30 protein-coding genes and 1 pseudogene are annotated in these 26,624 nt (G+C 60.8%); 13 read left to right on the forward strand and 18 right to left on the reverse strand.

The features are described 5' to 3' along the window. Positions 1-47 precede the first annotated feature (47 nt). From QOL81_RS09085 to QOL81_RS09095, 3 genes are all read right to left on the reverse strand, one after another. Positions 48-1,589 (reverse strand): MASE1 domain-containing sensor histidine kinase, encoded by a 1,542-nt coding sequence (locus QOL81_RS09085; RefSeq protein WP_060420951.1) that lies wholly within the window; start codon positions 1,587-1,589, stop codon positions 48-50. Next, entirely contained in the window at positions 1,589-2,218 is a 630-nt protein-coding gene (locus QOL81_RS09090; protein ID WP_060420954.1) for a response regulator transcription factor, read from the reverse strand. The genes QOL81_RS09085 and QOL81_RS09090 overlap by 1 nt, the downstream gene beginning before the upstream one ends. Positions 2,219-2,341: 123 nt before the next feature. Then, positions 2,342-3,106 carry an arylamine N-acetyltransferase family protein gene (locus tag QOL81_RS09095; RefSeq protein ID WP_049201122.1) on the reverse strand — a complete coding sequence of 255 codons (765 nt, stop codon included), beginning with the start codon at positions 3,104-3,106 and terminating at the stop codon, positions 2,342-2,344. A gap of 151 nt (positions 3,107-3,257) precedes the next feature. Here QOL81_RS09095 and QOL81_RS09100 point away from each other — a divergent pair, with 151 nt between their 5' ends. Beyond that, on the forward strand, positions 3,258-4,010 hold the full coding sequence (locus tag QOL81_RS09100; protein WP_070914076.1) for an SDR family NAD(P)-dependent oxidoreductase: 753 nt from the start codon (positions 3,258-3,260) through the stop codon (positions 4,008-4,010). On the opposite strand, the gene QOL81_RS09105 is transcribed toward QOL81_RS09100, so the two are convergent. Further along, positions 3,995-4,891, reverse strand: a complete 897-nt coding sequence (locus QOL81_RS09105) for a LysR substrate-binding domain-containing protein (protein ID WP_070914075.1) — start codon at positions 4,889-4,891, stop codon at positions 3,995-3,997. The genes QOL81_RS09100 and QOL81_RS09105 overlap by 16 nt on opposite strands. A 116-nt stretch (positions 4,892-5,007) precedes the next feature. Between QOL81_RS09105 and QOL81_RS09110 the strand changes: the two genes are divergently transcribed. Next, positions 5,008-5,787 (forward strand): HalD/BesD family halogenase, encoded by a 780-nt coding sequence (locus tag QOL81_RS09110; protein WP_060420961.1) that lies wholly within the window; start codon positions 5,008-5,010, stop codon positions 5,785-5,787. Positions 5,788-5,825: 38 nt separating this feature from the next. Here the strand turns inward: QOL81_RS09110 and ansP are convergent, their stop codons facing one another. Next, positions 5,826-7,292, reverse strand: coding sequence for an L-asparagine permease (gene ansP, locus QOL81_RS09115; protein ID WP_070914074.1), 1,467 nt, complete (start codon positions 7,290-7,292; stop codon positions 5,826-5,828). A gap of 436 nt (positions 7,293-7,728) precedes the next feature. Then, positions 7,729-8,166: a PACE efflux transporter gene (locus QOL81_RS09120; protein ID WP_060420963.1), complete on the reverse strand. Its 438-nt coding sequence runs from the start codon at positions 8,164-8,166 to the stop codon at positions 7,729-7,731. Positions 8,167-8,278: 112 nt separating this feature from the next. Between QOL81_RS09120 and QOL81_RS09125 the strand changes: the two genes are divergently transcribed. Both QOL81_RS09125 and QOL81_RS09130 read left to right on the forward strand, forming a co-directional pair. After that, the gene (locus tag QOL81_RS09125; RefSeq protein WP_060420965.1) at positions 8,279-9,172 is read left to right on the forward strand and encodes a LysR family transcriptional regulator; all 894 of its coding nucleotides are present in this window, start codon (positions 8,279-8,281) and stop codon (positions 9,170-9,172) included. 69 nt (positions 9,173-9,241) lie between these two features. After that, positions 9,242-9,868 carry a LysE family translocator gene (locus QOL81_RS09130; RefSeq protein ID WP_060420970.1) on the forward strand — a complete coding sequence of 209 codons (627 nt, stop codon included), beginning with the start codon at positions 9,242-9,244 and terminating at the stop codon, positions 9,866-9,868. Positions 9,869-9,871: 3 nt separating this feature from the next. Here QOL81_RS09130 and QOL81_RS09135 read toward each other — a convergent pair whose 3' ends face one another. After that, the gene (locus tag QOL81_RS09135; protein WP_060420973.1) at positions 9,872-10,435 is read right to left on the reverse strand and encodes a DedA family protein; all 564 of its coding nucleotides are present in this window, start codon (positions 10,433-10,435) and stop codon (positions 9,872-9,874) included. 50 nt (positions 10,436-10,485) lie between these two features. Then, the gene (locus tag QOL81_RS09140; protein WP_060420976.1) at positions 10,486-11,163 is read right to left on the reverse strand and encodes a DJ-1/PfpI family protein; all 678 of its coding nucleotides are present in this window, start codon (positions 11,161-11,163) and stop codon (positions 10,486-10,488) included. A gap of 91 nt (positions 11,164-11,254) precedes the next feature. Here QOL81_RS09140 and QOL81_RS09145 point away from each other — a divergent pair, with 91 nt between their 5' ends. From QOL81_RS09145 to pbpG, 3 genes are all read left to right on the forward strand, one after another. Then, on the forward strand, positions 11,255-12,199 hold the full coding sequence (locus QOL81_RS09145; protein WP_060420980.1) for a GlxA family transcriptional regulator: 945 nt from the start codon (positions 11,255-11,257) through the stop codon (positions 12,197-12,199). A 45-nt stretch (positions 12,200-12,244) separates the two neighbouring features. Then, the gene (locus QOL81_RS09150) at positions 12,245-13,348 is read left to right on the forward strand and encodes an adenosylhomocysteinase (RefSeq protein WP_197658336.1); all 1,104 of its coding nucleotides are present in this window, start codon (positions 12,245-12,247) and stop codon (positions 13,346-13,348) included. A gap of 151 nt (positions 13,349-13,499) precedes the next feature. Next, positions 13,500-14,429 (forward strand): D-alanyl-D-alanine endopeptidase, encoded by a 930-nt coding sequence (gene pbpG, locus QOL81_RS09155; protein WP_197658337.1) that lies wholly within the window; start codon positions 13,500-13,502, stop codon positions 14,427-14,429. Between the two features lie 34 nt (positions 14,430-14,463). On the opposite strand, the gene QOL81_RS09160 is transcribed toward pbpG, so the two are convergent. Next, complete coding sequence (locus QOL81_RS09160) at positions 14,464-14,919, reverse strand: GNAT family N-acetyltransferase (protein ID WP_033637538.1); 456 nt, start codon at positions 14,917-14,919, stop codon at positions 14,464-14,466. Positions 14,920-14,995: 76 nt separating this feature from the next. Between QOL81_RS09160 and QOL81_RS09165 the strand changes: the two genes are divergently transcribed. From QOL81_RS09165 to QOL81_RS09185, 5 genes are all read left to right on the forward strand, one after another. Continuing rightward, the gene (locus tag QOL81_RS09165) at positions 14,996-15,400 is read left to right on the forward strand and encodes a VOC family protein (protein WP_047728359.1); all 405 of its coding nucleotides are present in this window, start codon (positions 14,996-14,998) and stop codon (positions 15,398-15,400) included. A gap of 78 nt (positions 15,401-15,478) precedes the next feature. Next, on the forward strand, positions 15,479-16,435 hold the full coding sequence (locus QOL81_RS09170) for an alpha/beta fold hydrolase (protein WP_230201685.1): 957 nt from the start codon (positions 15,479-15,481) through the stop codon (positions 16,433-16,435). Positions 16,436-16,604: 169 nt separating this feature from the next. Continuing rightward, entirely contained in the window at positions 16,605-17,609 is a 1,005-nt protein-coding gene (locus tag QOL81_RS09175; protein WP_070914071.1) for a TauD/TfdA family dioxygenase, read from the forward strand. An 11-nt stretch (positions 17,610-17,620) separates the two neighbouring features. Continuing rightward, positions 17,621-18,538, forward strand: coding sequence for an AEC family transporter (locus QOL81_RS09180; protein ID WP_025301959.1), 918 nt, complete (start codon positions 17,621-17,623; stop codon positions 18,536-18,538). A 122-nt stretch (positions 18,539-18,660) separates the two neighbouring features. Further along, a complete protein-coding gene (locus QOL81_RS09185) occupies positions 18,661-19,581 on the forward strand; it encodes a DUF808 domain-containing protein (protein WP_070914070.1) in 921 nt (306 codons plus the stop codon). Positions 19,582-19,623: 42 nt separating this feature from the next. Here the strand turns inward: QOL81_RS09185 and QOL81_RS25795 are convergent, their stop codons facing one another. From QOL81_RS25795 to QOL81_RS09220, 8 genes and pseudogenes are all read right to left on the reverse strand, one after another. Further along, positions 19,624-19,707, reverse strand: a complete 84-nt coding sequence (locus tag QOL81_RS25795; protein WP_016928643.1) for a small membrane protein YohP — start codon at positions 19,705-19,707, stop codon at positions 19,624-19,626. A gap of 103 nt (positions 19,708-19,810) precedes the next feature. After that, a complete protein-coding gene (locus QOL81_RS09190; protein ID WP_070914069.1) occupies positions 19,811-20,350 on the reverse strand; it encodes a GNAT family N-acetyltransferase in 540 nt (179 codons plus the stop codon). A 121-nt stretch (positions 20,351-20,471) separates the two neighbouring features. Further along, a pseudogene (locus QOL81_RS09195) lies at positions 20,472-20,597 on the reverse strand (MerR family transcriptional regulator); the annotation flags it as partial. 260 nt (positions 20,598-20,857) lie between these two features. Then, positions 20,858-21,307: a type II toxin-antitoxin system PemK/MazF family toxin gene (locus QOL81_RS09200; protein WP_060440468.1), complete on the reverse strand. Its 450-nt coding sequence runs from the start codon at positions 21,305-21,307 to the stop codon at positions 20,858-20,860. 152 nt (positions 21,308-21,459) lie between these two features. Then, on the reverse strand, positions 21,460-22,272 hold the full coding sequence (locus QOL81_RS09205) for a MetQ/NlpA family lipoprotein (protein WP_049201095.1): 813 nt from the start codon (positions 22,270-22,272) through the stop codon (positions 21,460-21,462). 130 nt (positions 22,273-22,402) lie between these two features. Further along, positions 22,403-23,254, reverse strand: a complete 852-nt coding sequence (locus tag QOL81_RS09210; RefSeq protein ID WP_060421001.1) for a DUF1460 domain-containing protein — start codon at positions 23,252-23,254, stop codon at positions 22,403-22,405. 104 nt (positions 23,255-23,358) lie between these two features. Beyond that, entirely contained in the window at positions 23,359-23,901 is a 543-nt protein-coding gene (locus QOL81_RS09215; RefSeq protein ID WP_060421005.1) for a GNAT family N-acetyltransferase, read from the reverse strand. After that, positions 23,901-24,368, reverse strand: coding sequence for an acyltransferase (locus QOL81_RS09220; protein ID WP_060421008.1), 468 nt, complete (start codon positions 24,366-24,368; stop codon positions 23,901-23,903). The genes QOL81_RS09215 and QOL81_RS09220 overlap by 1 nt, the downstream gene beginning before the upstream one ends. A gap of 205 nt (positions 24,369-24,573) precedes the next feature. Here QOL81_RS09220 and QOL81_RS09225 point away from each other — a divergent pair, with 205 nt between their 5' ends. Then, the gene (locus tag QOL81_RS09225; protein WP_004939641.1) at positions 24,574-25,164 is read left to right on the forward strand and encodes a Yip1 family protein; all 591 of its coding nucleotides are present in this window, start codon (positions 24,574-24,576) and stop codon (positions 25,162-25,164) included. A 57-nt stretch (positions 25,165-25,221) separates the two neighbouring features. Here QOL81_RS09225 and QOL81_RS09230 read toward each other — a convergent pair whose 3' ends face one another. After that, on the reverse strand, positions 25,222-26,073 hold the full coding sequence (locus QOL81_RS09230; protein WP_169318139.1) for a DMT family transporter: 852 nt from the start codon (positions 26,071-26,073) through the stop codon (positions 25,222-25,224). Positions 26,074-26,624 lie beyond the last annotated feature (551 nt).

A 26,624-nucleotide genomic window follows, 5' to 3' on the forward strand; every position in this document is an offset into this window, starting at 1 on the left:
GGAAAGGGGATGAGATAAAGTCCGGAGTGGCTAAGACTTTTTCCTAGTTAGTCGGCGGTTTGTTGCAAATTTGTGGGCAGGTTAACAATTACCCGCGTGCCGCAATGCGTTTCCAGCGTCAGCTCGCCGCCCAGTGCGCTGACCCGCTCGCGCATCCCCTGAATGCCGAGGCCGGGCACCTTGTCCGTGCGGATGCCGATGCCGTTGTCCCGCACCTCGAGGTGCAAAAGCGGCCCCTGTTGATACAAGACGATGGCGACTTCGCTGGCCTCGGCGTGTTTGCACACGTTGTTGAGCAGCTCTTGCAGCAGGCGGTAGAGGGTGAAGCGCACCGTTTCGCCGGCGGGCGTGTCGCTCAGCCGGTAATCGAAACGGCAGTGGATGCCCCGTTCGGCAAAGGCGAATTCGCTCAGCAGGTGGTGAAGCGCCTCTTTGAACGCCAGCTCGTCCAGCGCGGGCGGCCGAAGCTGGCGCAGCAGCTGGCGCGTGGAGTGATGAATGCGCCGGGCGAGCTCGCCTATCTGGTGCGCGGCGGCCTGGGTTTGCGCCGGATCGTGCGCCCGTTTGACCAGCTGCGACTGGATTTGAATCGCGGTGATGTTCTGGCCGATTTCATCGTGCAGCTCGCGCGCCAGGTTTTTCCGCGTGTCTTCTTCGGTGTGGATCAGTTTTTCGGTCAGCGCCCGCCGCGCCGCCAGCTCTTCTTCCAGGCGACGCTGATAGTGGTGCAGGTTTTGCGCCAGGTGCTGCTGGCGGCTGATGGCGATGCCCAGGCCGATGCCGAGCAGCGCCTGCGTCGCCAGAAAGATTTCCAGCTCGACCAAGTTGCCGAACCCCACGCCGACCTGCCGGGCGAGGGTGATCATCATGCTGCCGAGCAGGCCGGACAGCACACCGCCCTGCCAGCCGAACTTCCACGCCATCACCACGTTCGGCAGAAACACCACGATCAGCAGCAGGCGCTCGATTTCCGGCGACAGCACCATCTGCGTGCCGATACCGATAACGAAGAACAGGCTGCACCAGATGATTAAGGACGCGCGCAGCGGCGGGTTGGGGGTGTCCAGCCCCAGCAGGTGATAACGGTGCTGCTGGCGCAGAAATTCAAAGATCAGATAGACGAACGGGGTCAGCAAGACGCCGCCGGTAAACGACGCCAGGCCAAGCAGCATCGCCGGGCTTGGCACAAACGGTGAAAGCAGGGCAGTGTTGAGCAACGAGGCGGCGGTCACCGCAGCCAGCAGCAGCGTCAGCCGCTGCCAGTAGAGCGGAAAACGGTGCCAGAGTCGTTGCGCTACCGCAGCCGGAAACAGGGTGATAAACGGCGCGGCCAGCAGGCCGTAGCCGCTCAGCAGGCGTTCGCCGTGCAGCCAGAACAGCAGCAGGATCGGCGGCACGATCAAGGCGGGCCAATAGCGACGCGCCAGCAGGATCAGCAGCGCGAGATAGACGCCGTGCGGCAGAAACAGCGCCGCCTGGTTGCCGTTGCGGGTCAGATAGAAACCGAGCGTCCATAGCATCAGCCAGCCGCTGCCCCAGGCCAACAGGATAAATAGCGAGATAACCCAGGGCCGGAAGCGGGGCGACATCAATGCCCCACCAGCAGCTGATGGTCGAGAGCGAAATGCACCAGCTCGATGGTGCTGTTGCACTGCAGCTTGCCCAGGACGTTGGCGCGATGCACGTGCACCGTTTTATGGCTGAGATCGAGCTTGAAAGCGATCTCCTTTACGCTGTCGCCTTTGACCAGCAGATCGAAGATTTCACGCTCGCGCGGGGTCAGCACTTCCAGCGCGGTGGCCGGCCGCTCGCCGCCGCGCAGCGCCCGCAGCGCGTCGGCGCACAGGTAATGGCCGCCCATATCGACGGAACGCACCGCCTGCACCAGCTCTTCCGGCCCGCAGCGTTTGGTCAGATAGCCGCTGGCGCCGGCGTCCAGCGCGCTCTGCACGAAGGTGGGGGAGTCATAGATGCTGAGGATGATCGCGCGGAACTGCGGCTTCTGCGCCCGCAGGCGTTTCAACAGGCTGAGGCCGTTTTCATCCGGCATGGCGATGTCCATCACCGCGACGTTGACGTCGTCGCGCAGCAATGCCGGCCAGGCCGCCGCTGCGCTGCTGTATTGCCCCACCACGTCGAGATCGTCCTCGAGGTTGAGCAACTGCGCAAAGCCGGAGCGCACCACCACATGGTCATCCACCAGTATCACACGGATCATTTTTCGCACTCTGTTGCCGAATCATGGCCCTATGATGCCTGCCGCCGCGGTGCTGGCAATCAGCCAAGCGCGGTTATGCAATCGGTGTAACAGAATCGTAATAAAAGGACGCCGCCGGCGCCCTCAACGATCCAAATCGATGGCGAAATGCTGCCACAGCGCGGCGCGCCGTTCCTCTTCCGAATGCAACGTCGTTTCGTGGCGCTGGTGATCTTCGGTCACGATCAGCTTCATGTCGCTGAGGGTCACCCGGCCGTGGTCCGTCGGCCGTGAACACACCAGGCGCTGGGTGAAATGCGACTGCGGCGAGGTGCTGTGGAAGCGGCACATCTCGTCGAACTCATGCAGCTCGCGCGGTTGAACGGTAAAGCGATACAGGGTTTTGGCATGCGAACGTTGGTCGCCGTTGCGGCGCTCCAGCAGGTAATACTCGCCTTCCCGTTCCAGGTGGAAGGTGCCGCTGGCCTGCGGTTGCGGCTCGGCGACGACGATCTTCAGCGGCGTCAGGAAGGAATCGCCGAAACCGACGTCTACCAGCCATGCTTGGTCTTCCAGATCCACCCGCAGCGCAAGGTGGTCGTAGGGCGGGCCGAAATGGCCGTCGCGCGCGCGGATCTCGCCGGAGATGAAGCTCACCTTGAAACCGATCTCGCGCAGCAGCAAAGCGAACAGCGTGTTCAGCTCATAACAGAAACCGCCGCGGTTGCGCTCGACCACCTTGCTGAACAGCGCCTCCGGCGTCAGCCGGATGCCCTGATGATAAATAATGCTCAGATTCTCGAACGGGACGCTCAGCATGTGGCGATGGTGCAGCTGTTGCAACGTGGGAAGGTCAGGGCGGGCGGCGCCGGTAAAGCCGATATGCTGCAGGTAGCGTTGGGTATCCACAGGGTGTCTCGCATGAGAAAAAGTAGGCATAAAATAGCGGGCTTTGCGGCGTTTGTGAGCGCATTACGTGCTGCGCTGTCGCTGCTGCCGCAAACTGTCACTGGTCGGCGCTAGCCTGTTCCCCTGAGTTCAACGTTGCAGGAGAGCGGTTATGCAAGATTTCAAACATCGGGTGGCGCTGGTGACCGGCGCTTCCACCGGCATCGGCGAAGCGATCGCCGCCGAGCTGTTTCGGCGTGGCGCCACGGTGGTGATGACCGGCCGCCACGCCGCGCCTCTCGCCGCAGCCGCCGCGCGGCTCGATCCTGACGGTCGACGGGTGATGACGTTGCGGATGGACGTGCGCGATGCGCCGTCGGTGCAGCAGGGTATTGAAGAGACGGTGCGGCGCTGCGGCGCGCTGCATCTGCTGGTCAACAACGCCGGGATCACCGGCCCGCACGAGGTGGACATCGATCGATACGCGGTCGAAGACTGGCATGAAGTGATCGCCACCTGCCTGAGCGGCACGTTTTTCGGCATGAAGTACGGCCTGCCGGCGATCGTCGCCGGCGGCGGCGGAGCGGTAGTGAACCTCTCTTCTGCCAACGGCGTGGTGGGCATTGCCGGGATTGCGCCTTATACCGCCGCCAAGCATGGCGTGTTGGGCCTGACGCGCTCGGCGGCGCTGGAGTTCGCCACGCGCGGCGTGCGCATCAACGCCGTCGGGCCGGGCTATGTGGATACGCCGGCGATGGGGGCGCTGCCGGCGTCAGCGCGGGCGCAGATGGCCGCTTCGCACCCGCTGGGGAGAATGGCGACGCGAGAAGAGGTGGCGAAAACGGTGGCTTTCCTGCTCTCGGACGACAGCAGTTTCACCACTGGCGCGTTTTACAGCATCGACGGCGGTTATACCGCGCGCTGAGCCAGCGCCTGCAGCCAACTGAGAAACGCCGCTGCGCCGGGTTTTTCCAGCGTGCGCGGCGGGTAAACCACGTAGTAGGGTTTGCTGAGCGGCAGCGCCGGTTCGGCCAGGGTGACCAGCTGGCCTTCCGCCAGTTCACGGGCGATCAGCCGCCGCTGGCCGAGCAGCACCCCGCGCCCTTGCACGGCGGCGTCGATAGCCAGCGAAGTCAGGTTATAGGTCAGCCCGCGCCGCACCGGCGGCATTCGATCGGCGGCGGTGAACCACTCGTGCCAGCCCGGCAGAAACTGGCTCTCCTTGCCCCAGTCGACGTGGATCAGCGGTAGCTGCGTCCAGTCGCCGCGATCGCGCAGCGCCGGGCTGCACACCGGCTGCACCCGATCCTGAAACAGCCGCACCTTTTCCAGCAGCGGATAGTCCTGATCGCCGAAGCACAGGGCGAAGTCCGCCGCCGAATGGGCGAAATCGACCGCCGTATGGGTCGCGTGCAGCCGCAGATCGCCGTCGGGGCACTGCGCCAGCCAGTCGCCCAGCGCCGGGTTCAGCCACTTGGAGGCCAACGCCGGCAGGGCGAATACCGTCAGCGCCTGTTTGCCGCGCTGGCGCTCGACGTGCTGCTGCGCCACGCGCAGCGTTTCGAACGCCTCCTGCACGTAGGCCAGGTAGTCCGCGCCCTGTTCGGTCAGCGTGACGCCGCTTTTGGCGCGGATGAACAGCGTGATCCCCAGATGTTGCTCCAGCTGGCGGATCTGCTGGCTGACGGCGGCGGCGGTCAGCGCCAGCGTATCCGCCGCGCGGGCCAGGCTGCCGGTGCGGGCGGCGGTTTCGAACGCCAGAATGGCGCTCAGCTTGGGCAAGCGCGCGCGGGACGGTGAGTGCATGGGCAGGGCTATCGCTAAGAATTGGTTAGCTTATCCATAACGTATTTTTGTTATGGCGGCAATGCGCCATTCGCTACAGTGAGAGGCATCCGGCTATCGCACACGAGGGGAATGTCATGCCGCAACTTGCCGATATTATCGATCTGTCCGCCCATCCCATCGACGACGCCGAGTTCCGCGCCCGTTGCCGGCAAACGCTGGAGCGCAGCGGTGCGTTAGTACTGCCGGGATTTCTGCGCGCCGCCGCGCTGGCGACGGTGCGGTTGGAAGGCGCCGAACAGCACCACGCGGCGTTTTATGCCACCAGCAAACACAACGTGTATCTGCGGCCGCAGGACGACGCGCTGCCGGCCGATCACGCGCGCAACCGGCTGGTGGTGTCGTCCAAGGGCTGCATTACCGACGAAGATATTCCGCCGCAGTCGCCGCTGCGTGCGCTGTACGACGCTCCGGCGTTTCGCGCGTTCCTCTGTGCGGTGCTGGATGAGGCGCAGCTGTATCCCTACGCCGATCGGCTGTCGTCGATCAACCTGCATTACGCCCACACCGGCCAGGAGCTGGGCTGGCACTTCGACAACTCGTCGTTCGCCATCACGCTACTGATCCAGAAACCGGCGGCGGGCGGGCGTTTCGAGTACGTGGAGAACCTGCGCGATGCCGATCGCGGCGAGATGAACTATGCCGGGGTCACGCAGGTGCTGGACGGGGAGCGGGCGGCCAAACGGCTGGCGATGGAGGAGGGGGATTTGGTGCTGTTTCGCGGGCGCAACGCCATGCACCGGGTGACGCCGACCGAAGGCGACATCACGCGCATGCTGGTGGTGCTAGCCTACAATGCGCAGCCGGACGTGATGCTGTCGGAAAGCGCCAGAATGACGTTCTACGGCCGATTATAGCGGATAAAAAAAACCGCCCCGGAGGGCGGTTTGTCGAATCAGTGCGGGTTTTGTTCTTCGTGAGCCTGCTGTTCCAGCTTCACTTCCTGCGCGCGCTTGCGCAGGCCGAACCAGCCCAGCGTCAGCAGCACCGCCAGCACCGGAATGGTGGCGATGGTCCAGGTGCCGTTCGGGTAGTCGAACGCCATCATCACCACCACGATCAGCAGGAACGCCAGCGTCAGCCAGGAGGTGAACGGCGCACCCGGCATTCGGAACGAGACCGGCTGTGCGCGGCCTTCGCGCACGGCTTTGCGCAGGCGCATCTGGCAAACGATGATAAATGCCCAGGAGGCGATGATGCCCAGCGAAGCGATGTTCAACACGATCTCGAACACCTGCGACGGCACCAGATAGTTGAGCACCACGCCGATCACGTAGATGCCGCAGGTGACGAGGATGCCGGCGTAAGGCACCTGCTGGCTGCTCATTTTGGCCATCAGCTTCGGCGCGGAGCCGCCCATCGCCAGCGAGCGCAGGATGCGGCCGGTGGAGTAGAGGCCGGAGTTAAGGCTGGACAGCGCGGCGGTCAGCACCACGATGTTCATGATGGTGCCGATGTAAGGCACGCCCAGCTTGCTGAAGAAGGTGACGAACGGGCTTTGGCCGGCCTGATAGGCGTTCCACGGCAGCAGCAGCACCAACAGCACCACGGAGCCGACGTAGAACAGGCCGATACGCCAGATTACGCTGTTGATCGCTTTGGGCATCATTTTGGCCGGATCTTTACACTCGCCGGCGGCGGTGCCGATCAGCTCAATGCCGGCGAAGGCGAAGATCACCCCTTGCACCAGTACCAGCGCCGGCAGCAGGCCGTGCGGGAACATGCCGCCGTTTTCGGTGATCAGGTGCATGCCGGTGGTGTGGCCGGCGACCGGCGTGCCGGTGCCGAGGAAGACGACGCCGACAATCAGGAACAGCGCGATGGCGACCACCTTGATCAGCGCGAACCAGAACTCCATCTCGGCGAACCATTTCACGCCGATCATGTTCATGGTGGCGACGATGCCGAGCGCACCGAGGGCGAACAACCACTGTGGCACGTCGGCGAAGGTGCCCCAGTAGTGCATGTACAGCGCCACCGCGGTGATATCGACGATGCCGGTCATCGCCCAGTTGAGGAAATACATCCAGCCGGCGACGTAAGAGGCTTTCTCACCGAGAAACTCGCGGGCGTAGGAAACGAAGCTACCGCTGGAAGGGCGATGCAGCACCAGTTCGCCCAGCGCACGCAGGATGAAGAAAGAGAAGATCCCGCACACCAGATAGACCAGCGCCAGCGCCGGCCCGGCCAGTTCGAGACGGCCGCCGGTACCGAGGAACAAGCCGGTGCCGATCGAACCGCCGATGGCGATCATTTGGATCTGCCGGTTGCCCATGCTTTTGTGATAACCGGATTCATGAGAGTCTAGCCAGCGTCTTCTGGCGGCGTGTTTATCGTCCGCCGACTTTTTTTGTGAGTGCATTATCCGTCCTGTTTACCTGTCTATGATGAACGCCGCCCCGAGCTGCAGGGCAAACGATTGCCATCAGCAATCGTAATGAGAATGAGGTCGTAGCATCATTCCGCTGTTTATTGTGTATACAGCTGCCGTTAAATAACGGCGTGGCATGCTACCGTTTCCCGATAAATGTGGCAAAAAAACCTGTGCGCAAAGCGTGAGCAATTGTGTGTATTTTTTAAACTGAAAACAAAAGCGCATATTATTCAGTAAGATGAGTCTCATTATCAACACGGAAATATCGAACGATAAAAGTGATTGAAATCACAGAATAATAATTACCGTGCAAATTAAAGGGATTTGGAAGTTATTTTGCGTGAGGGGGACGGCGGGCGGAAAATAAAGCGATGGCGCCTGCGCAGTAATTAGCGTGCGCAGGCGAATCGGACGCGGGGGCTTTTTAGGCGGATTCACCGGCCGGCAGAGCCGAAGCCGGCAGGCCGAACAGCTTGTCGAACGCCCAGTTAAACAGGAAGGTGTAGCAAGGAATGATGACGATCAGCGCCATGTCCAGCAGCAGCGCCTGCCACAGCGTGATGCCCATCCACCAGGCGATCAGCGGGATCAGATACACCACCAGCGTCAGCTGAAAGCCCACTGCGTGCAAAATGCGGCGCTTTAGGGTGCGGGTGCGCGACGCCTGGCGGCTTTCCCACCACTCGAACAGGTAGTTGTAAATGAAGTTCCAGCTGACCGCAATGGTGGTGATCACCACCGCCAGCGGCCCGGTGCTGCTCGGCGCGTGGCCCGACAGCAGCGCCAGCCCCAGCGCCGAGATCGTCATGCCGATAAGTTCATAAGCGGTGACATACACCAGTTTGCGTTTGACGCCTTGCATTGTTTTCTCCCGATCTGTTTTTAGTTGCCTCTGTGGCGACGGCGGCTAAGATAGCGTCAATCACATTGATAGAAAAAGTCAGGAGCTGTCAGTTTTACTGACAGGTTAAACGATGAACTTTTCCAGCGACAATATCGAACTGTTTCTGGCGGTGCTCGATCGCGGTTCGTTTTCCGCCGCCGCCCGCGCGCTGCGGCGCGTACCCTCCGCCGTCAGCATGGGCATCGCCAACATGGAGGCGGAGCTCGGTTTCGCACTGTTCGATCGCTCGCACCGCGAACCGACGCCGACTGCGCTGGCGTTGGCCCTGGCGCCGCACGCCCGCCTGATCGCCGGGCAGCTCAAGCAGCTGCAGGTGCACGCCATCGAACTTTCCCAAGGGCTGGAAAGCACGCTTTCGATCGGCGTGGCGTCGGACATCAACGGCGCCGGCCTGCTGGCGGCGGTGAAAACGCTGTCGCAGCGTTATCCGCTGCTGAACATCGAAGTGCTCAGCGCGCCGCAGGACGACGTGCTGCATATGCTGCATCAGGGGCGCATTGGCGTCTGCCTGGCGTTCGGCGGGCTGAACATCAACAGCGCGGAGCAGTTCCACTCCGTCGGCGCGGAGTCGCTGGTGGCGATGGTATCGCCGCAGCATCCGGCGCTGGAGGGCGCGGCGGGCGAGCTGTTTCTCGAGGATCTGATCAACGTGCGGCAGATCATGGTGGCCAGCCGCGATCTGCCGATCGGCGATCTGCGCCCGCAGGTGGCGGAGGCCTACTGGCGCACCGACAGCCTGCCGATGGCGCTGAACATGGTGGAAGCGGGCCTGGGGTGGGGCAATTTCCCGCTGTCGCTGGCCGAGCCGCTGCTGGCGCAGGGGCGGCTGGTGCGGCTGAAATTCAAAAATACCAAGAACGAGCTGCGCTTGCCGATGCATCTGATCTGGCTGAAGAGCCGCCCGCTGGACAAGGCGGCGCGCGAGCTGGTCGAGCTGATGCGCGCGGCGCCGCAGGGATCTTGACGCACTGTTATTGCTTTTGTTTTCACCTCTGCGCTAGTTTGAATAAAAAATGACAACGGGAGAGTGGGCATGTTGAGCGAGACGGCGCTGTCAATAATAAGCATTACCGGCGCGATAGCGCTGGGGGCGATGAGTCCGGGGCAAAGCTTTATTCTGGTGGCGCGTACGGCGGTGGCTTCCTCACGTGGCGACGGCATGGCGGTCGCGCTGGGAATGGGCGTCGGATGCTTTGTCTTTGCACTGTTGGCCCTGCTTGGGCTGCAGTCGCTGTTGCTGGCGCTGCCATGGCTTTACGGGACGTTGAAGCTGTTGGGCGGCGCCTATCTTATCTATCTGGCGTTCAACATGTTGCGCGGTGCCAACCGGCCGCTGAACGTGGATGGAGTGGGCGGGCAGCCGCTGGGATGGCGTAAAGCCTTCACCACCGGTCTGCTGACTCAATTGGGCAACCCGAATACGGCCATCGTCTTTGCCAGCGTGTTCGCCGCGTTGCTTAGCCACGCGATTGCGCCGTGGATGTATGTGGCGCTACCCTTGATCGCGCTGGCGGTCGATGTGGCGTGGTACGCCTTTGTCGCCTTCGTGCTCTCTTCGCCGCGTCCGCGCCAGATTTATCTGCGCTTCAAGGCCTGGTTCGATCGCTTGAGCGGCGGCGTGCTGGCGCTGTTGGGCATCAAACTGATGCTTAGTCGCTGAGTTTCACTCCGCGTGGCGTTTGCGCCACCAGAAGCGCACCAGCAGGATGGCGGCAATCGCCAGCGCGACAAACAGCAGGCTGGAGAGTTTTTTATTGAAGCCGGTAAAGAAGCTTTCGATCGCCTGGCCGCCAAAATAGCCGAGCATGACGAAGATCGTCGCCCACAGAATAGCGCCGAGGATGTTGAGCGGCACAAAGCGCGACGGCGGCAGGCGGCTGGCGCCGATCAGCACCGGACCGATGATGCGGAAGCCGTACATAAAGCGCACTCCGATAACGAACAGCATCGGGTGGCGAGCGATCAGCCTTCTGGCGCGCGCGATGCGCTTTTCCTGCCCTTTGAGCCGCGAGATGACTCGGCCTTCGAACCGGCGGCCGGTGAAGTACAGCAGCTGATCCCCCAACGTGCCGCCGAGCGCCACCACCGCTATCACCCACGGCCAGTGCAGCAGCCCTTCGTGGGCGGCGATGCCGCCCAGCAGCGTGATGGTTTCTCCCTCAGCCAGGCAGCCGATAAACAACGCCCAGTAGCCGTAGTCCGTAATGTAGTGGGCCAAATCGGTCATTCCTTACTCCTTATGTGACTGACGCATAAGGGCAAGTATACGCCCGATCGCTAGCCTTGGGCGATCTGGGCCACCAACGCTCTGCGCTGCGCCAGGCTTTCCGCCATTTGTGCCTGTACCTTGGCGTAAATGTGCGGCGGGGCCAGTTCCGGCGTGCCGCCCGTGAACGGCGGAGCCGGGGCGTATTCCAGATAGAGTTGGATCGTCTGGGCAGTGTCTTCGCCGTGCAGTTCGGCGATCAGCGCCAGCGCAAAGTCGATGCCGGCGGTGACGCCGCCGCCGCTGATCACGTTGCCGTCGCGCTCAACGCGTGCAGCGCTGGGTATGGCGCCGAATAGCGCCAGGCTGTCGCGCATCGACCAGTGGCAGGCGGCGCGTTTGCCCGGCAGCAAGCCGGCGGCCGCCAGGATCAGCGAACCGGTGCACACCGAGGTCAGGTAGCGGGCATCGGCGCCCAGCCGCCGGATTTGCCGCATGAACGCTTCATCCTGCAGCGCCTGGGTGCAGCCGCTGCCGCCCGGCACGCACAGCACGTCGCAGCGCGCGATCTCCGGCAGCGGGCGCAGTTGGGTGAAGTGCAAGCCTTCCGATTCGACATCCGCGCCGTCTACCGAAGCGACGACGATTTCCGCGCCCGGCATGTGGCGCAGAAACTGCAGTGGGCCGGTGAAATCGAGCTGGGTGACGCCTTGATAGATGGGAAATACAATCACGAGTGGTTCAGACATGACATTCGCCTCATTTTTATCGTTGGACCTGGGCCATAATAGCCGCCCTGTTTTTGGCTGATATGACAGATAACCCTCAAAAAGCGCCATCATGAAAACGATCGGTTTTGTGGTTTTTCCCGGTTTCAACCTGCTGGACTTTGCCGGCCCGCTGGCGGCGTTCGATAACGTCAGCCAGTTTACCGATCCGCCGGCCTACCGCTGCGTGGCGATCTCGCCGCAGGGCGGGATGGTCGCCAGCTCGGCCGGGGTGGAGATCGCCACGCAGCCATGCGGCGACGAGCGTTTCGATACGCTGGTGGTGGCCGGCGGCAGCGGCAACGTGATGGCGGCGCAGTCGCCGGCGCTGGTGTCGTTTCTGACGACTCACAGCCGGCGAGCGCGGCGCATCGCCAGCGTGTGCACCGGCGCGTTTATTCTGGCGGCCTGCGGTTTGCTGGACGGCAAGCGCGCCACCACCCACTGGTATCATGCGGCGCGGCTGCAGCAGAGTTACCCGCGCATCCGCGTCGACAGCAACCGTATCTTCATTCGCGACGGCGATATCTGGACCTCGGCCGGCATCAGCGCCGGCATCGATCTGGCGCTGGCGTTGATAGAAGACGACCTTGGCGCCACGATGGCGGCGGGCGTGGCGCGGCAGCTGGTGGTCTACCACCGGCGCCCCGGCGGGCAGTCGCAGTACTCGCTGCTGCTGGCGTTGAACCCGTCGTCGGATCGCATGCGCGCCGCGCTGTCGTTCGCGCGCGAGCACTTGCACCTGCCGCTGTCGGTGGCGGATCTGGCCGACGCCGCCTGCCTGAGCGAGCGCCAGTTCGGTCGGCTGTTCCGCGCCGAAACCGGGCAGACGCCGGCCAAGGTGATCGAACAGCTGCGGGTGGAGGCGGCCAGGGTGCGCATCGAAGAGAGCACCGAGCCGCTGGAGGCGATCGCCCGTTCGGTGGGATTCAGCGATCCGGAGCGCATGAGGCGGGCGTTTATCCGGGTATTTGGCCTGTCGCCGCAGGCGATCCGCCGGCTCGGCCGCGCGGGATAACTTTTTTGCCACGCCTGGCGGCGGGGCACACCAGAGGAGCAACGGATGTATCAGGATTTCGAGAGCGAATTGAACTGGGCGATGCGCCATATGCCGCGCACCCGGGCGGCGGTGGCGGCGTTGCCGGACCTGCACGGGGTGCGGCTGGCGTGCAATATGCACCTGGATCTGAAAATGGCGCCGCTGGTGGCCGGCCTGCTGGACAAGGGCGCGGCGATCTTTCTGACCACCTGCAATCCCACCACGGTGCAGAACGACGTGGTGGCCTGGCTGGAACGGCGGGGCGCGCAGGCTTACGCCTGGCGTGACATGAGCGCCGGCGAGTGGTCGGAATCTTTCGACCGCGCGTTGGCCTGGCAACCGACTCACCTGTGCGAAATGGGGGCGGACTTGACCACCCGTTTGCACCAATCGCCGAACGGCCCGCAGATCGTCGCCGGGCTGGAAGCCACCGGATCGGGCATCAACCGTTTGAACGGCGTGGCGCCGCGCTACCCGATCTTCAACTGGGACGATCTGCCGGTGAAAGAGGGGCTGCACAATCGGCATATGGTTGGGCTGACCGCCTGGCACACCTTCTTCCAGACCACCCATTTGACGCTGCACGAAAAGCGCGTGCTGGTGATCGGCTACGGCCTGGTCGGGCAGGGGACGGCGGCGGCGGCCAGGGCTTACGGCGGCCAGGTGATGGTGGCGGAAATCGATCCGGCACGAGCGCTGCAGGCGCGTTATGACGGCTGGCAGGTGGTGGATTTGGCGAGCGCCGTCGCGCAGGCGGACGTGATCGCCACCGCGACCGGCGCGAAAAACGTGCTCTCGGCGCAGCATCTGCAACAGGCGCAGGACGGCGTGTTTATCCTTAACGTCGGCCACGTGGCGGAAGAGATCGACGTCGGCTTCCTGCAAGGCCTGCCGCACCACGAGCCGATGCCTTATGTGAACGCTTACCAACTCAATGAGAGGACGGTCTATTTGCTGGCCAACGGTTCGATGTTCAACCTGACCGCCGGCTACGGCGACAGCCTCAACGCCTTCGACGTGACGCTGGCGGTGATGGCGGCCGGCATCGGCCATATCGTCGGCGCGGGGGCGCGGCAAACGCCGGGGCTGTACCTGTTGCCGCAGTCGGCCTGGCAGCCGGCGCTGTAACTTTTTCTACGCGGGCGTTCATCCCAGAGCGCCCGCGGGCTGCGTCGTTTTTCGGCCGACAGAATTTGTCACAAATCCGCCCTATAATCCCAGTGCCAAGCGCTGAACCCTCACATATAATTCGCTGAGTTCAAGCCCCCATTTCAGAGTAATGCCTGTGAAAATACGTGTTTTGGTTCTGACCCTGCTCGCTTTGCAGGTGGGCGCAGGCTTTGCGCCGCGCGCGCTGGCCAGCGACAACGCCGCCGCCCTGCACGCCACCCAGCCGGAGCTGGCCTCCGGCAGTGCGATGGTCGTCGATATGCAAACCCATAAGGTGATGTACGCGCGCAACCCGGATGAAGTGGTGCCGATCGCCTCGATCACCAAGCTGATGACCGCCATAGTCACGCTGGACGCGCACCTGCCGCTCGACGAGATGCTGGCGGTGGATATCCACCAGACGCCGGAGATGAAAGGGGTGTATTCGCGGGTGCGGCTGAACAGCGAAATCAGCCGTAAGGATATGCTGCTGCTGGCGCTGATGTCGTCGGAAAACCGCGCCGCCGCCAGCCTGGCGCACCACTATCCGGGGGGCTACAACGCCTTCATCAAAGCGATGAACGCCAAGGCCAAGGCGCTGGGTATGACCAATACCCATTATGTGGAACCGACCGGGCTCTCTATCCATAACGTGTCGACGGCGCGCGATCTGACCAAGCTGCTGATCGCCACCAAGCAATACCCGTTGATTGGCCAGCTCAGCACCACCACCGAGCGCATGGCCAGCTTCAAAGATCCGAACTATACGCTGCCGTTCCGCAACACCAACCATCTGGTGTATAACCCGAAATGGAATATCCAGCTGACCAAAACCGGTTTCACCAACCAGGCGGGCCACTGCCTGGCGATGCGTACGGTGATCGGTAACCGCTCGGTGTCGCTGGTGGTGCTGGACGCCTTCGGCAAATATACCCACTTCGCCGACGCCAACCGGCTGCGCAGTTGGATTGAAACCGGCAAGGTGACGCCGATCCCGGCCGCCGCCCGCGACTATCGTCGGCAAAAAGACGCCAGCCTGGCGAAAAACGCCACCGAATGACCCGCCTGGCGGCCTGCTCGTTTGCAGCAGGCCGCTATCGGCCCTCGGGCCGCCTGATGACAAATCCCCGCTCGCGATCGCCGTCGAAACCCGCTTTGAGATAAAGCTGGTGCGCGCCGGTGCGTTGCTGCCCCGACAGCAGCATCACTTTGTAACAGCCCTTGCGCCAGGCCAGCTGCAGCGCGTATTCGATCATCGCGAGCGCCACGCCGTGGCCGCGATAGGGCTCTGCCGTCACCACGTGCTCGATGACGCCGAACGGCTGCGCCTGGTGCGCCAGCCCCGGGATCAGCGCCAGCATGCAGGTGGCGATCGGCTGTTCCTCGTCTGCCGCCACCACCAGACGGATCGCCGGATCGTCCAGCAGGCGTTGCAGGGTGCGGCGTGCGTCGTCGGTACGCAGCGGCGCATCCTGTGGGCGCAGCTCGCGATACAGAGCCAACAGGCCGTTGAGATCGTCCGGCTGCGCCAGGCGATGAATGATGCTCATGGTTGCTCCTTTCCGCCGCTTCAACGGTAATCCGCTATCCTCCATTAATACCACAACGATTGCCGGAGAGGATGTTATGAGTCAGGTTTCGACCTTTGTCATGTTCCAGGGGGAGGCGCAGCAGGCGATCGACCTCTACAGCCAGGTGTTTGCGCGTTTTCGGCTCATGCAGGTGCAGCATTACGACCCGACGCCGGACGGCCGGCGATTGATCAAGCATGCCGCCATCGATTTCGACCGGCAGAACCTGGTGTTTATCGACAGCCCGATCAGCCATGATTTCAGCTTCACCCCGGCGGTGTCGCTGTTCATCAACCTGCCTAACGAAGAGGCGCTGGAGCAGGCTTTCCACCGCCTGGCGGAGGGCGGCAAGGTGCTGATGCCGCTCGACGACTACGGCTTCAGCGCCCGCTTCGGCTGGCTCAACGATCGCTTTGGGCTCTCCTGGCAGCTCAATGTCCCGGCGGGGGATCTGCCCTGAGGCTAAGGGGAGCGTGCAAAAGGCATGGCAGTTCCTGCTGTTGTTTCATATGCTTATCGCCGGGGCAGGAACTCTGCCGTGGGGAATACCGACAACATCATGGAAAGGTGCGAATTGATTGATTTTGACCGTTATGTTGAGCAAGCGAAGTCTTACGGCGAGTGGCCGGGGGCACAGGTGGGCACGTCGTCCGGCAGCGTTGAGGGATTGAGCTACCGCCTGTATCGGCAAACTGCCGAGAGCGAAGACGTGATCGTGGTTTATCACGGCGGCGGGGTTAACAGCGCCGCCGGGTATGACATTCTTGCGCGCCAGCTGGCTGCCGAGCCAACGCTCGCGGTGTGCCTGGTCGATATTCGCGGGCATGGCGATTCCACGGGAGAGCGGGGGACGGTTGAGCGGCCTGAGCGTATTTGGCGCGATGTCGATGTCATCCTGGCGGAAATGCGCCTGCGTTTTCCGTTAGCGCGCAGGCACCTGCTTGGCCATTCCAGCGGCGCCGGGATGTTGCTCAACTACCTGACCCGCTATCCTTGTGAACAGCAGGCGGACAGCCTGACCCTGCTGGCGCCCGAGCTGGGGCCATTTTCCGGGATGGCCCGCGATCTGGCGGCGACGGCCCGTTTTGCCCAGGTGCGGCAATGGCCTTTTGTGGCCAATGCGTTCAGCGGCGGGCGGTGGTTTGGGCAATCTCGGGCGGTCAGCCTGAATTTTCCCCCGGCCGTGCTGGCCGCTGCCCCCGATTTTGTCTGCCAATACAGCGTTAATATGGCTAACGCGTTGACGCCACGCACCCCGGCAAAGCAACTGGCGGCGCTGCGATTGCCGACCTTGCTGCTGGCGGCGGCGCAGGATGAGTTGTTCAGCGCGCAATCCTTGCAGCGTTTCGTCGAACAGCATGGCAGCGTGCATGTTGCCTTTGGCTTGCTTGAGGGCAGTACGCATTTATCGTGCGTCTTTGAGGCCCACGATCATGTCCTGCGCTACCTCTCGCGCGTATTCGCTGGCGCGTCTGATGAAGATGCATCCGCGTAGCTGTTTGTTTCTTAATCACTTCTTCTCCGCCATTAACTGGACGGAGGAGTGGTGATTAAGATCACGAAATTAGTTAATAAATCTTTATGAATTTGATTGCAAAGTGTTAACATCCTGCCGCTTTCATTAGGCTTGCTAATGATATTCTTATTGTCAAGGAATGCTCAGGATGGATTACCAAAACGTCTTTCAATTGACGGATCAGGAACGAAACGAGTTATTTTCGGCATTAGATAAAATTGCTTACGATCCCGCCGGCGGTGATGCGTATATTCACGCTATACGAACGGCCATGATTACCCATTTGCCCCACAGATTAAGCGCCGCATTAAGCCAGCAAAAGGCGTCAATCAAACCACGGCCTTACCTTATTTTAAAAAATGTGCCGGTGGATAAAGAAGTTTTCTTTTCCCCTTGTCCGAACCAATACACGCCTTCGGCCAAATCCGGGAATATCAGCGAAAACCTGTTGGTGGGTATTTCTTCGCTAATCGGTGAGCCCTATTCGATGTATTTCGAGGGGAAGGAGCTGATTAATAATCTGATCCCCAAACGCGAAGCCAAAAAAGAGTATACCGGTCTGGGGTTCGATGTTGAACTGGACTTCCATATTGAAAATGCGGCGCTGAAACACCTGGAACAGTTCAACGTCTCGCCGATGGGCCTGCTGCTGGCCGGTGTGCGCCGCGATCCGCACAGCCCGATGACGCGCATCTCCGATTCGCGTCTGGCGATCGCTCAACTGAGCCGCGAGGACGTCGAAATGCTGGCCAGCCCGCTGTACAGCATCAAACTACCTTACCGCTGGCGCCAATCCACGCAGGCCGGGCGGGAAGAAACCGCGCTTGTGCCGCTGATTTCGCAAAATCACGTATTGCCGGATGTGAGCGCCGTCTTCTATCCCGGCATGATTGCGGCCAGCACGCCGCGAGCGGAAGCCGCGCTGGAGCGTTTCTACGGGCTGGTGAAAGAAAACGCCATCGGCATCGATATTTGCCCAGGCGATTTGGTGTATATCGATAACCGCTTTGCGCTGCATTCGCGCGATAAATTCACGCCTTCTTTCGATGAAAGAGATACGCCGTTGCGCTGGGTGCAACGCGTCTTCATTTCGGCAAGCTTGTGGAATCACCGCAACCTCAATCAGGTTGAAGAGCGCATTTTCTCGATTTAAGGTTATTATTCATGCTGAACGTTTTTCTTTCTATATTGCCGATTTTTTTGTTAATCGTGCTGGGCTATTTGTCAAAACTCTATGTTAAAGACGTCGCCGTATTTTGGGGCTTCTCAGACAAATTTGTTTATTACCTGTTTTTTCCGGCGCTGTTGATATTGGATATCAGTGAGGCGGATTTTAGCGGCGCGGACAGCTTTTATCCCGTTGTGGCGACCATTGTTTCCACGCTGGCCATCGCGTTGATTATTTTCGTTGGCAAACTGTTCTTCAATACGTCGGCCGATCTGTTTACCTCCATTTTTCAGGGCGGAGTCAGATACAACTCTTATGTATTCATCGCGCTGTCGCAATCGCTGTTCGGTAGCGAAGGGGTGGCACTGTCCGGTTTCTTCGTGGCATACATGATCATTCTGACCAACATCATGAGCGTGTTGGTGATGAACCACTACGGCACCGGCAGCAAGAAAAGCCTGAGCGGCGCGCTGCTGGCGCTGACGAAAAACCCGCTGATCATCGGCGCGTTGTTCGGGGTGCTGATGAACCTGTGCAACCTGCACATTACCGGCGCGCTTAAACAGCTGTTCGTTTATCTCTCCAACGCCGCCACGCCGCTGAGCCTGATGTCGGTCGGCGCAGGGTTGATCGTCAGCATGCATATCCGCAAGCTGGTTTCCATCTCTTATGCGACCGTGCTGAAGTTGGTGGCCATGCCGCTGATTACCATTGCGCTGGTGCACTATTTCGGTGCTACCGGCGTGCCGGCCAGCATCGCCATTCTCTATTCCGCCGTGCCTTGCGCCGGCAACGCCTATATTCTGGCGCGGCAAATGGGGGGCGATCATGAAGCGATGGCCTCTATTATCACCTGGACGACGCTGCTGTCGGTTATCACCGTGACGTTCATCCTCGGCAGCGTAGCGCTCTAACGCCGGCGCCGGGCGGCATTCGCCCGCCCGGCGTTTTCCGCAATCCTCTCATATCCTTTCATGACGCTTTACCGCTATGCTAAAAATAGAATGGCCCGTGAATATGAAAAGGATGAATCATTTTGGCAGGAAGTAGCTTACTTACCCTCATCGACGACATCGCCTCGTTGTTGGACGACGTCTCGTTAATGAGCAAAATGGCGGCAAAAAAAACCGCCGGGGTGCTGGGGGACGATCTGGCGCTCAATGCGCAGCAGGTCACCGGCGTTAAAGCCGATCGCGAACTGCCGGTGGTGTGGAGCGTCGCCAAAGGTTCGTTGATCAACAAGGCGATCCTGGTGCCGCTGGCGCTGCTGATCAGCGCTTTTGCACCCTGGGCGATTACGCCGCTGCTGATGGTGGGCGGCGCCTACCTGTGCTACGAAGGATTCGAAAAGGTGTTTCACAGCCTGAGCCACGGCAAGGCGGCGCAGGAGGAAAAATCGGACGGGCCCGGCGCCAATGAGGACGCTGCGGCCTATGAGAAGCGCAAGGTGAAAGGCGCAATACGCACCGATTTCGTGCTCTCTGCCGAGATTATCGCCATCACGCTGGGCACCGTTGCCGGCGCCACCTTCAGCCAGCAGGTAATCGTTTTGTGCGGCATCGCCGTCGTGATGACGCTCGGCGTGTATGGCATCGTCGCCGGCATCGTCAGGCTGGACGATCTGGGGCTGTATCTGAGCCGCAAAGGCAGCGCGTTAGCGCGCTCCCTCGGCGGCGGCATCGTGCGCGCCGCGCCTTATTTGATGAAAACGCTGTCGATCGTCGGCACGGTCGCCATGTTTATGGTCGGCGGTGGCATCCTGACCCACGGTCTGCCGCCGGTGCATCACCTTTTCGAAGACTGGGCCTCGTACACCACGGTGGTGCCGACGTTTGGCCATATCTTGCAGGGGGTGGTTCCGGCTCTGCTGAACGTGGCGTTCGGGCTGGTGGCCGGCGGCGTGGCGCTGGTGGTGGTGTCGGCGCTGGGCGCGGTACGCGCGCGTTTCAAGGCATGATGAAAAGTCTCGCCCCGAGAGGGGCGGGACGGTGCAGACGCTTTAAAAAATCAGTTTGAGAACGCCGGTAATCGTCAACAAACCCACGATGAAGATGATGGCGACAATCCACAGAATAATTTTCATTCACTTCTCCCTTATCGGTTAAATGGCGCGCGCGATTGGCGCTAACTCAATGAAATCACTCTTCACTATAGACGCTAACTCTCTATCGTGCGTCGCCATGCATTCAGGGATGCTGATTGTCGCCCGCGCCCAGCGCGCGCTGCATGATGTGGGTGTCGCGCCATTCCCCCAGTTTGAACCCCACGGCCTTTAACGTTCCGACGCTGGTAAAGCCGAGCGACTGGTGCAGCGCCAGCGAACCGCGGTTGGCGGCGGAATCGCCGACGATCGCCAGCATCTGGCGCCAGGGGCCTTGCTCGCAGCGGGCGATCAGCGCGCTCAGCAGCGCTTTGCCGACGCCTTTGCCCTGTTGCCCCTCGGCGATATACACCGAGTCTTCCACGGTAAAGCGATAGGCCGGCCTGGGGCGATACGGCGTGGCATAGCAGTAGCCCACAATACGGCCTTCGCTCTTCGCCACCAGCCAGGGCAGCCCGGCTTCTTGCACCTTGCTCAGCCGCAGCTGCATTTCCGCCAGGGTCGGCGGCTGTTCTTCAAACGAGGCGGCACCGTACAGCACGTGGTGGGTGTAAATGCGCAGCACGGCGGCCATATCGTCCGGCGTGGCATCGAGGAGGCTGAGTACGGGAGCGGAGAGCGTCATGGTAATGCCTGTTTACCTTGGAAATCAGCGGATAAACGCCATTATGCGCGCCGCTCACCGCCGGGGTAAATCGGGTTTTCTTATGGTGAGATAAGAAAACCCTATGGGGTTGTCAGCCGCACAATGCAGCGCTCTGTGCCAACTGCGGGTCCAACATGGCGATCTGCTGCTCAATCACCGCCGGAAGCACCGGCCCTGAACGCGCCAGAATTGCCCCGACTTCCGCCAGTGAAACGCCCATCCGGCGCGCCAGTTCCCCGACTTTCAATAACATATGCAGCTCCTCCCTTGTGCGTGTCGGGATACTAAAGCCTGACGCCACGTAAGGGACAAGAGCGGGAAGAAAAGATGACGTTTTAAAAATCGGTGGTCTCCAGAGAGGCAAAAGCCCAGCTGGATGGCTGGGCTTCGCAGGTCCCTGAAAGGGAGGGTATAGCATAAGGGCCTTTATCGGCTACGGCGACAATTTCACCTGATTTGTCTGTTTTGTCAACAACAGCGTACTGGTCAGAACAGCATATTTTTGGCATTGATCGACTTAATGACGGCGCGTTGTATGTCAGCAACAAGCTCGCGCGACAGACATTGGGTAAGAAAGCCTCTCTCTTTACGGGCTCTGTTCAGCCGTTGGCGGCTGACTTGCTGCACCAGATCGCCCTTTGCCCAGCGCGTTTGCGGATGAAAGAATCTCATATCTTCGATGAGTTCACGCGTAATTTCGATGTGCAATCCCCGTTCGATCTTGTTCGAATCTCTGGTGGTCGACAGCGGTACGATAATGCAGGCGTTGCCGTTAATTTTGCCGTTTAACACAACAACTAAACGGTTCTTCACCATTTCTGGTGGAATGTGGCCATCATAAAAGCCGGCTTCATACGGTTGGCAGACTGAGAGGGGATAGTTGCCATAGTTGCACTCAAGAATTTCCCCGACCTTGGGGGCAAATTTGATCGGCATCGAGACACTCCTTTGTTGTGAACAATCCGTGTTATGGAGGAGTGAGCATGCGGGCGTTTTGCTTTTAGAGAAAGGTGTAGCGTAAGGAAACGGGGAATGAAAGTGAAATATTGCGGATTCGTACGCAGAATCCGCCTTGATGAGGGTCGAATTTACCAGCCTTTCACCGCGCCGCCGTTGAAGATTTTCTCGGCGGCCTTGGCCACTTCGTCTGACTCGTAGGCCTTGATGAAGTTCTGCACGTTCGGCGCGTCCTTGTTGTCTTCGCGGGTGACGATGATGTTGGTGTACGGCGAGTCCTTATCCTCGATGAAGATGCCGTCTTTGGTCGGCGTCAGACCGGTCTGGTTGATGTAGGTGGTGCTGATGACGGCAACGGTGACCTTTGGATCGTCCAGCACGTGCGGCAGCTGCGCGCCTTCCAGCTCCATGATTTGGTAATGGTGCGGGTTGGCGCTGATGTCTAGGGCGGTGGGCAACAACCCCTTACCTTGTTTCAGCGTAATCAACCCGGTTTTTTCCAGCAGCAGCAGGGCGCGCCCCAGGTTGGTCGGATCAAGCGGGATGGCGATCACCGCGCCGTCCGGCAGCTCTTTGAGCGATTTTATCTTTTTGGAGTAGCCGGCCATCGGGAAGACAAAGGTATTGCCGACTGCCACCAGCTTATAGCCGTGATCTTTGTTTTGCTGTTCGAGGAACGGGCGGTGCTGGAACACGTTGGCGTCCAGTTCGCCCTTGTCGGTAGCGTCGTTCGGCAGCAGTGAACCGCTAAAGCCGACCAGCTCGACGTCCAGCCCGTATTTCTCTTTCGCCACCTGTCTGGCGACTTCCGCCACGTCCTGTTCCGCGCCGTTGATGACGCCGACCTTGATATGATCCCGATCGGTTTTTTGATCGCAGCCCTGAAGCGCCAATACGGCGGCGAAGGCCGCCGCCAGAGGGGTGATACGCCAGCGTAAGGTCATCGAAGTCTCCCTGAAAAGAACAATAAAATCAGTTGTTTTTTGTCCTTACAGCTAAGCCTGAACCGCCGATGAAGTCAAACGCTCGTTCAGCATAAACGGCTATAGCTTATAGCCGTTATGCGGCGGGGGGTTATCGGCTGAGCGAACGCAGCACCACGATGCCCGGCGTAGCCATCACGTAATCCATAAAGGGCGAATCGACCACCCGCATGTTGGCCTTGCGCGAAGAGGCGTTGCGCAGCACCGGGCCGCTGTCGGTCATCACGAAGATGCCGGTGTGGGTCACGTCCAGCCCGTCCAGGTTGGTGTAAATACCGATGTAATCGCCGGTGCGCAGCTGGGCCAGCACCTTGTCGTCGACGTTGTCGCTGGGGATATAGGTCACGCTGCGTTGTACGTTGGGCAAACCGGGCAGGTAGCTGCTGCCGTCCGCCTTGCGGTTGAGGGTTTTCACGAGGGTGACGGCGTGCGGGCTGAGCTGCGCGGTGATGTCTTCGGCCACCTGGTGCGGCCGCTGCGCCCAGTCGGTGAAGAAGTGTTTGCGCTGCGGGAAGGCGATTTTGCCGTCGACGTAGCGAATGTCTACCAGACGCTGTACGAACTCGCTCTCGCTGCGGGCGGTGCTGAGCGCTTCCACATAATCGATGTAGGTGAAGCAATCCAGCCCGCGGAAGTCGATCACCAACTGCTCGGGCGTGCTCTGCGAGCCGATCAGGCGGTTGGCGAGATAGGGCGTGCCGAGAAACTCGCGCGAAATCAAATCGACGGTGCGGCCATGCGGCTGTGCGGCGGGCCAACCGGCGCGCAGCGTGAGGATCTCACGCAGCTTGCTGCGGGTGCTGGCGTCCATCTCCGGCTGCACGCCCGGCGGCGAAACGGTGACGTCGGTCGGCGGCGTTGCGGGGGTGACGGCGGCGGGGCGATCGGCGCATCCGCTCATGGCGATAGCTAACATCAGTAAAACAACCTTGTTCTGGTTCATACGGCCCTCCCTGGGTGTCGCTGGTTTATCAGAGTAAGTGATAACAGTTCTCATCCGATGGTAGGGGTTAAAAAGTAAACATAGCCTCAATGGCGGCCGATAAATCAGTAACCGATTTCGCTATTGAACGGCAAATACCAGAACAGCGCGATTTCGTGATCGGCGATCTCCGGCTCGGCGCGGTACAGCAAACGGTCGATGCCGCCGAGAATAAACCCGTAATGCTGGTAGCAGCGACAGGCGGCCAGATTGTTGTTCTGCGTTTCGAGCATCATACCCGAGGTTTCCTGCTGCCGCGCCCACTGTTTGGCGCAGTCCAGCAGTGCCCCGGCGATGCCCTGACGGCGCGCGTGAGCGCTGACCGCGATCTCGTCGATCAAGGTGTAACCGTTCCAGTTTTTGCTCAGCGTGATGTGGCCAACGGCTTCGTCCTGGCGATACGCCAGGAAGGTCACGCTGTCTTCGTTGGCGAACGGCGCCAGGGGATACTGTTTACGAAACGGCGCCACCGGGCGGGTTGGCCAGCTGTCGACCGGGCTGTCGAACTGCGGCAGGGCGTAACTGCGGATGGTAAAGCCGAAATCGCCGCACGTCAGGTAATCATCGGGCAGCGCCTCAATGGCCGCGATGCGGATGGCCGGGGTCATTATGGCAGCTCCCGCAGCAGGCGCGCCGGGTTGCCGGCATAAATTCCCTTGCGGGTAATGTCGCGGGTCACGACCGCCCCGGCGCCGATCACCGCGTCGCTGCAGATCTCCACCGCCAGGATCGTGGCGCCGGAGCCGATGGACACCCGATCGCCGACGCGCGTGCGCCCCCAGCTGGCCGGATCGGCATTGGGCGCTCCGTCTTTGAACAGATCGTTGGCGAAGGTGACGCCGTGGCCGACAAAGCACGCTTCGCCGAGGGTGACGTATTCGCAGATAAAGCTGTGCGACTGAATTTTACTGCGCGCGCCGATGCTGACGTGGCGCTGGATCTCCACGAACGGGCCGACGAAGACATCGTCGCCGAGCCGGCAGCCGTACAGATTGCTGGGCTCGACTACGGTGACGTTGCGCCCGGCGTCGACGTCGACGATCCCCGCCTGGCGGGTGGTGATAACGGATGACATGACCTTCCTCGCAGCCTGGTTTTTATGGTGGGAGTATAAGACAAAGCGTTGCGGCGTTGCGCTTTCCGCACGTTTTTTCGCCGAAAGACTATAATTAGTACAGGGGAGAGAGCCCCGTGGCCGCAATCCTCGCACGGGTAGCTGTCCGTCGGAGGTGTGAAATTCGTTCGCCGATCGCGGCCTACGGCGAGATAGGAGGTGTCTCATGGTCAGTCATGTTTGGGGACTTCTGGCGCATCCCAGCGCCGAGTTCGAACAGATCAAAAGCGAGAATGAAAGCGTCTCGCACCTATACACCCATCACGTGTTGCTCTTGGCAGCAATCCCGGTGGTCTGCGCCTTTATCGGCACCACCCAGTTGGGCTGGCTCTCCGGCGAGGGACATGCCATCAGGCTCGACATGTTTACCGCGCTTTATACCGCCGTGGCGTTTTACCTGCTGATGCTGGCGGGCGTAGCGGCCATGGGGAAAGTCATTCACTGGATGGCGCGGCGCTATGAATCGCGCCCCAGCCTGCACCGCTGCATGGTGTTCGCCGGCTACGTGGCGACCCCGATGTTCCTCAGCGGGATTGTGGCGCTCTATCCGGTCGTCTGGCTGTGTCTGTTTGTCGGCATTATCGGCCTGTGCTATTCGGGCTATCTGCTGAATCTGGGGATCCCGCACTTCCTGAATATCGACAGTAAGGAAGGGTTCATCTTCTCCAGCTCGACCTTCGCTATCGGTATCCTGTTGCTCGAGCTGTTGCTTGGGGTGACGGTGCTGCTGTGGGGGTACGGTTCCTGGTTGTTCTGAGTTAACGGCTGTTGTTATCGCCCCCGCGCCGGTGGAACGGCGCGGGGGCTTTTGCTTTTATACGCGGCGGAAAACCAGCATCACGCCGAGCACGATGCCCGCCATGCCCAGCAGGCTCAGCGCCGCCAGCGCGTGGCCGAGCAACAGGTAGTCCAGCAGGACGGTCACCGCCGGGATCAGATAGAACAGGCTGGTGACCTGCACCAGGTTGCCGCGCTGGATCAGGCGATACAGCAAGAAGGTCGCCAGCACCGAGATCACCACCGCCATCCACAGCAGCGGCAGCACGAACGCCGGCCGCCATTCGACCCGCAGCGGCTCAAACGGCAGCGCCAGCGTACACATCAGCAACCCGACGGCATACTGCAGCGGCAAGACCGCCAGCGGCGGCTGCGTCATGCCTTTTTGCAGCAGGGTGCCGGCGGTCATGCAGCCCAGCGCGATAAAGGCGAACAGCATGCCGCTCAGCGAGAAGTGGGCCACCATCAGGCTTTGGTACACCACCAGCGTCAGCCCGACCATTGCCAGCGCCAGGCCGAGCGCCCGCAGCCCGGTGCAGCGCCGTTCGGTGATGAACTGGGTGAGGATCGGCTGTACGCCGAGCAACGTCGCCAGCACGCCGGGCGTAATACCCAGTTCCAGCGCCAGCAGATAGCAGATTTGATAGCTGCCGATCATCAACACGCCAATCAGCGCGACGCGCCGGCGGGTGCCGGGAGCGGGCAGGCACTGGCGCTGCCACAGGCCGATGGCCAACAGCACCGCCAGCGCGATGGCGCAGCGGAAGAACAGGAAAGCGAAGGCGGAGGCGTGCTCCAACCCCCAACGGGAGAAGATCGCGCCGCTGCTCCAAAGCAGGACGAACAGCGTAGCCAGGCCGGCATTGGCCCAGAGAGAAGGTAATCGCATGTCAATTTCACCTGTCGTGAAAATTACAGGCTCCGGCGCGCGCGGCGGTCTACGCCTGAACGCAACAGATCAATAAGCCGGAGGTAAAAAGTCGGTTTGGCTTAGCGCACGACCACAATGCGTGGTGGGTAAGCGGCAACCGCTGAAACGACAGAGGAAACGGCGGGTGGGGCGGAGGAAGCACACAGCAAAACGACGGCCGGAACGGTCGCGTCTGTCGGATCTGTGCTGTGCGCCAGGTAGGTCATGTGAGTTCCTGAAAATCGGCAATGAAACTAATCGCTTCAAACATAACCAAGTTCGCCGGGATGCGCAATCGGAAATCATCATTACTTAATTGATAATGAAAATCATTATCATTATCATTAATAAAAGGCTGTGCTATGTTGCTTTGGCCGCGCAGTGTTGACGCTGGGGGCGCGGCTTGCTCCCTGCCTCGGTTCACGCAGCGTGTGCGGCAAAAGACGTTGCGATTCGCTTTTGCAGAAGGCGGGCAATCGTGATAAAAATATTGATATGTTATAATATAACAATTAATGCATGATGAATCC

This window comes from Serratia sp. CC22-02, assembly GCF_900182895.1.
Classification (GTDB): domain Bacteria; phylum Pseudomonadota; class Gammaproteobacteria; order Enterobacterales; family Enterobacteriaceae; genus Serratia; species Serratia nevei.

Excerpts from the sequence above, each read along its gene's own strand:
- QOL81_RS09110 (WP_060420961.1), top strand. The coding sequence starts at position 5,008 with ATGCCGCAACTTGCCGATATTATCGATCTGTCCGCCCATCCCATCGAC.
- QOL81_RS09125 (WP_060420965.1), top strand. The coding sequence starts at position 8,279 with ATGAACTTTTCCAGCGACAATATCGAACTGTTTCTGGCGGTGCTCGAT.
- QOL81_RS09105 (WP_070914075.1), bottom strand. The coding sequence starts at position 4,891 with ATGCACTCACCGTCCCGCGCGCGCTTGCCCAAGCTGAGCGCCATTCTG.
- QOL81_RS09135 (WP_060420973.1), bottom strand. The coding sequence starts at position 10,435 with ATGACCGATTTGGCCCACTACATTACGGACTACGGCTACTGGGCGTTG.
- QOL81_RS09210 (WP_060421001.1), bottom strand. The coding sequence starts at position 23,254 with ATGAACCAGAACAAGGTTGTTTTACTGATGTTAGCTATCGCCATGAGC.
- QOL81_RS09200 (WP_060440468.1), bottom strand. The coding sequence starts at position 21,307 with ATGCCGATCAAATTTGCCCCCAAGGTCGGGGAAATTCTTGAGTGCAAC.
- QOL81_RS25795 (WP_016928643.1), bottom strand. The coding sequence starts at position 19,707 with ATGAAAATTATTCTGTGGATTGTCGCCATCATCTTCATCGTGGGTTTG.
- QOL81_RS09220 (WP_060421008.1), bottom strand. The coding sequence starts at position 24,368 with ATGTCATCCGTTATCACCACCCGCCAGGCGGGGATCGTCGACGTCGAC.
- QOL81_RS09190 (WP_070914069.1), bottom strand. The coding sequence starts at position 20,350 with ATGACGCTCTCCGCTCCCGTACTCAGCCTCCTCGATGCCACGCCGGAC.
- ansP (WP_070914074.1), bottom strand. The coding sequence starts at position 7,292 with ATGCACTCACAAAAAAAGTCGGCGGACGATAAACACGCCGCCAGAAGA.
- QOL81_RS09165 (WP_047728359.1), top strand. The coding sequence starts at position 14,996 with ATGAGTCAGGTTTCGACCTTTGTCATGTTCCAGGGGGAGGCGCAGCAG.
- QOL81_RS09230 (WP_169318139.1), bottom strand. The coding sequence starts at position 26,073 with ATGCGATTACCTTCTCTCTGGGCCAATGCCGGCCTGGCTACGCTGTTC.
- QOL81_RS09160 (WP_033637538.1), bottom strand. The coding sequence starts at position 14,919 with ATGAGCATCATTCATCGCCTGGCGCAGCCGGACGATCTCAACGGCCTG.
- QOL81_RS09130 (WP_060420970.1), top strand. The coding sequence starts at position 9,242 with ATGTTGAGCGAGACGGCGCTGTCAATAATAAGCATTACCGGCGCGATA.
- QOL81_RS09145 (WP_060420980.1), top strand. The coding sequence starts at position 11,255 with ATGAAAACGATCGGTTTTGTGGTTTTTCCCGGTTTCAACCTGCTGGAC.
- QOL81_RS09225 (WP_004939641.1), top strand. The coding sequence starts at position 24,574 with ATGGTCAGTCATGTTTGGGGACTTCTGGCGCATCCCAGCGCCGAGTTC.
- QOL81_RS09085 (WP_060420951.1), bottom strand. The coding sequence starts at position 1,589 with ATGTCGCCCCGCTTCCGGCCCTGGGTTATCTCGCTATTTATCCTGTTG.
- QOL81_RS09150 (WP_197658336.1), top strand. The coding sequence starts at position 12,245 with ATGTATCAGGATTTCGAGAGCGAATTGAACTGGGCGATGCGCCATATG.
- QOL81_RS09100 (WP_070914076.1), top strand. The coding sequence starts at position 3,258 with ATGCAAGATTTCAAACATCGGGTGGCGCTGGTGACCGGCGCTTCCACC.
- pbpG (WP_197658337.1), top strand. The coding sequence starts at position 13,500 with ATGCCTGTGAAAATACGTGTTTTGGTTCTGACCCTGCTCGCTTTGCAG.
- QOL81_RS09205 (WP_049201095.1), bottom strand. The coding sequence starts at position 22,272 with ATGACCTTACGCTGGCGTATCACCCCTCTGGCGGCGGCCTTCGCCGCC.
- QOL81_RS09140 (WP_060420976.1), bottom strand. The coding sequence starts at position 11,163 with ATGTCTGAACCACTCGTGATTGTATTTCCCATCTATCAAGGCGTCACC.
- QOL81_RS09215 (WP_060421005.1), bottom strand. The coding sequence starts at position 23,901 with ATGACCCCGGCCATCCGCATCGCGGCCATTGAGGCGCTGCCCGATGAT.
- QOL81_RS09090 (WP_060420954.1), bottom strand. The coding sequence starts at position 2,218 with ATGATCCGTGTGATACTGGTGGATGACCATGTGGTGGTGCGCTCCGGC.
- QOL81_RS09175 (WP_070914071.1), top strand. The coding sequence starts at position 16,605 with ATGGATTACCAAAACGTCTTTCAATTGACGGATCAGGAACGAAACGAG.
- QOL81_RS09180 (WP_025301959.1), top strand. The coding sequence starts at position 17,621 with ATGCTGAACGTTTTTCTTTCTATATTGCCGATTTTTTTGTTAATCGTG.
- QOL81_RS09120 (WP_060420963.1), bottom strand. The coding sequence starts at position 8,166 with ATGCAAGGCGTCAAACGCAAACTGGTGTATGTCACCGCTTATGAACTT.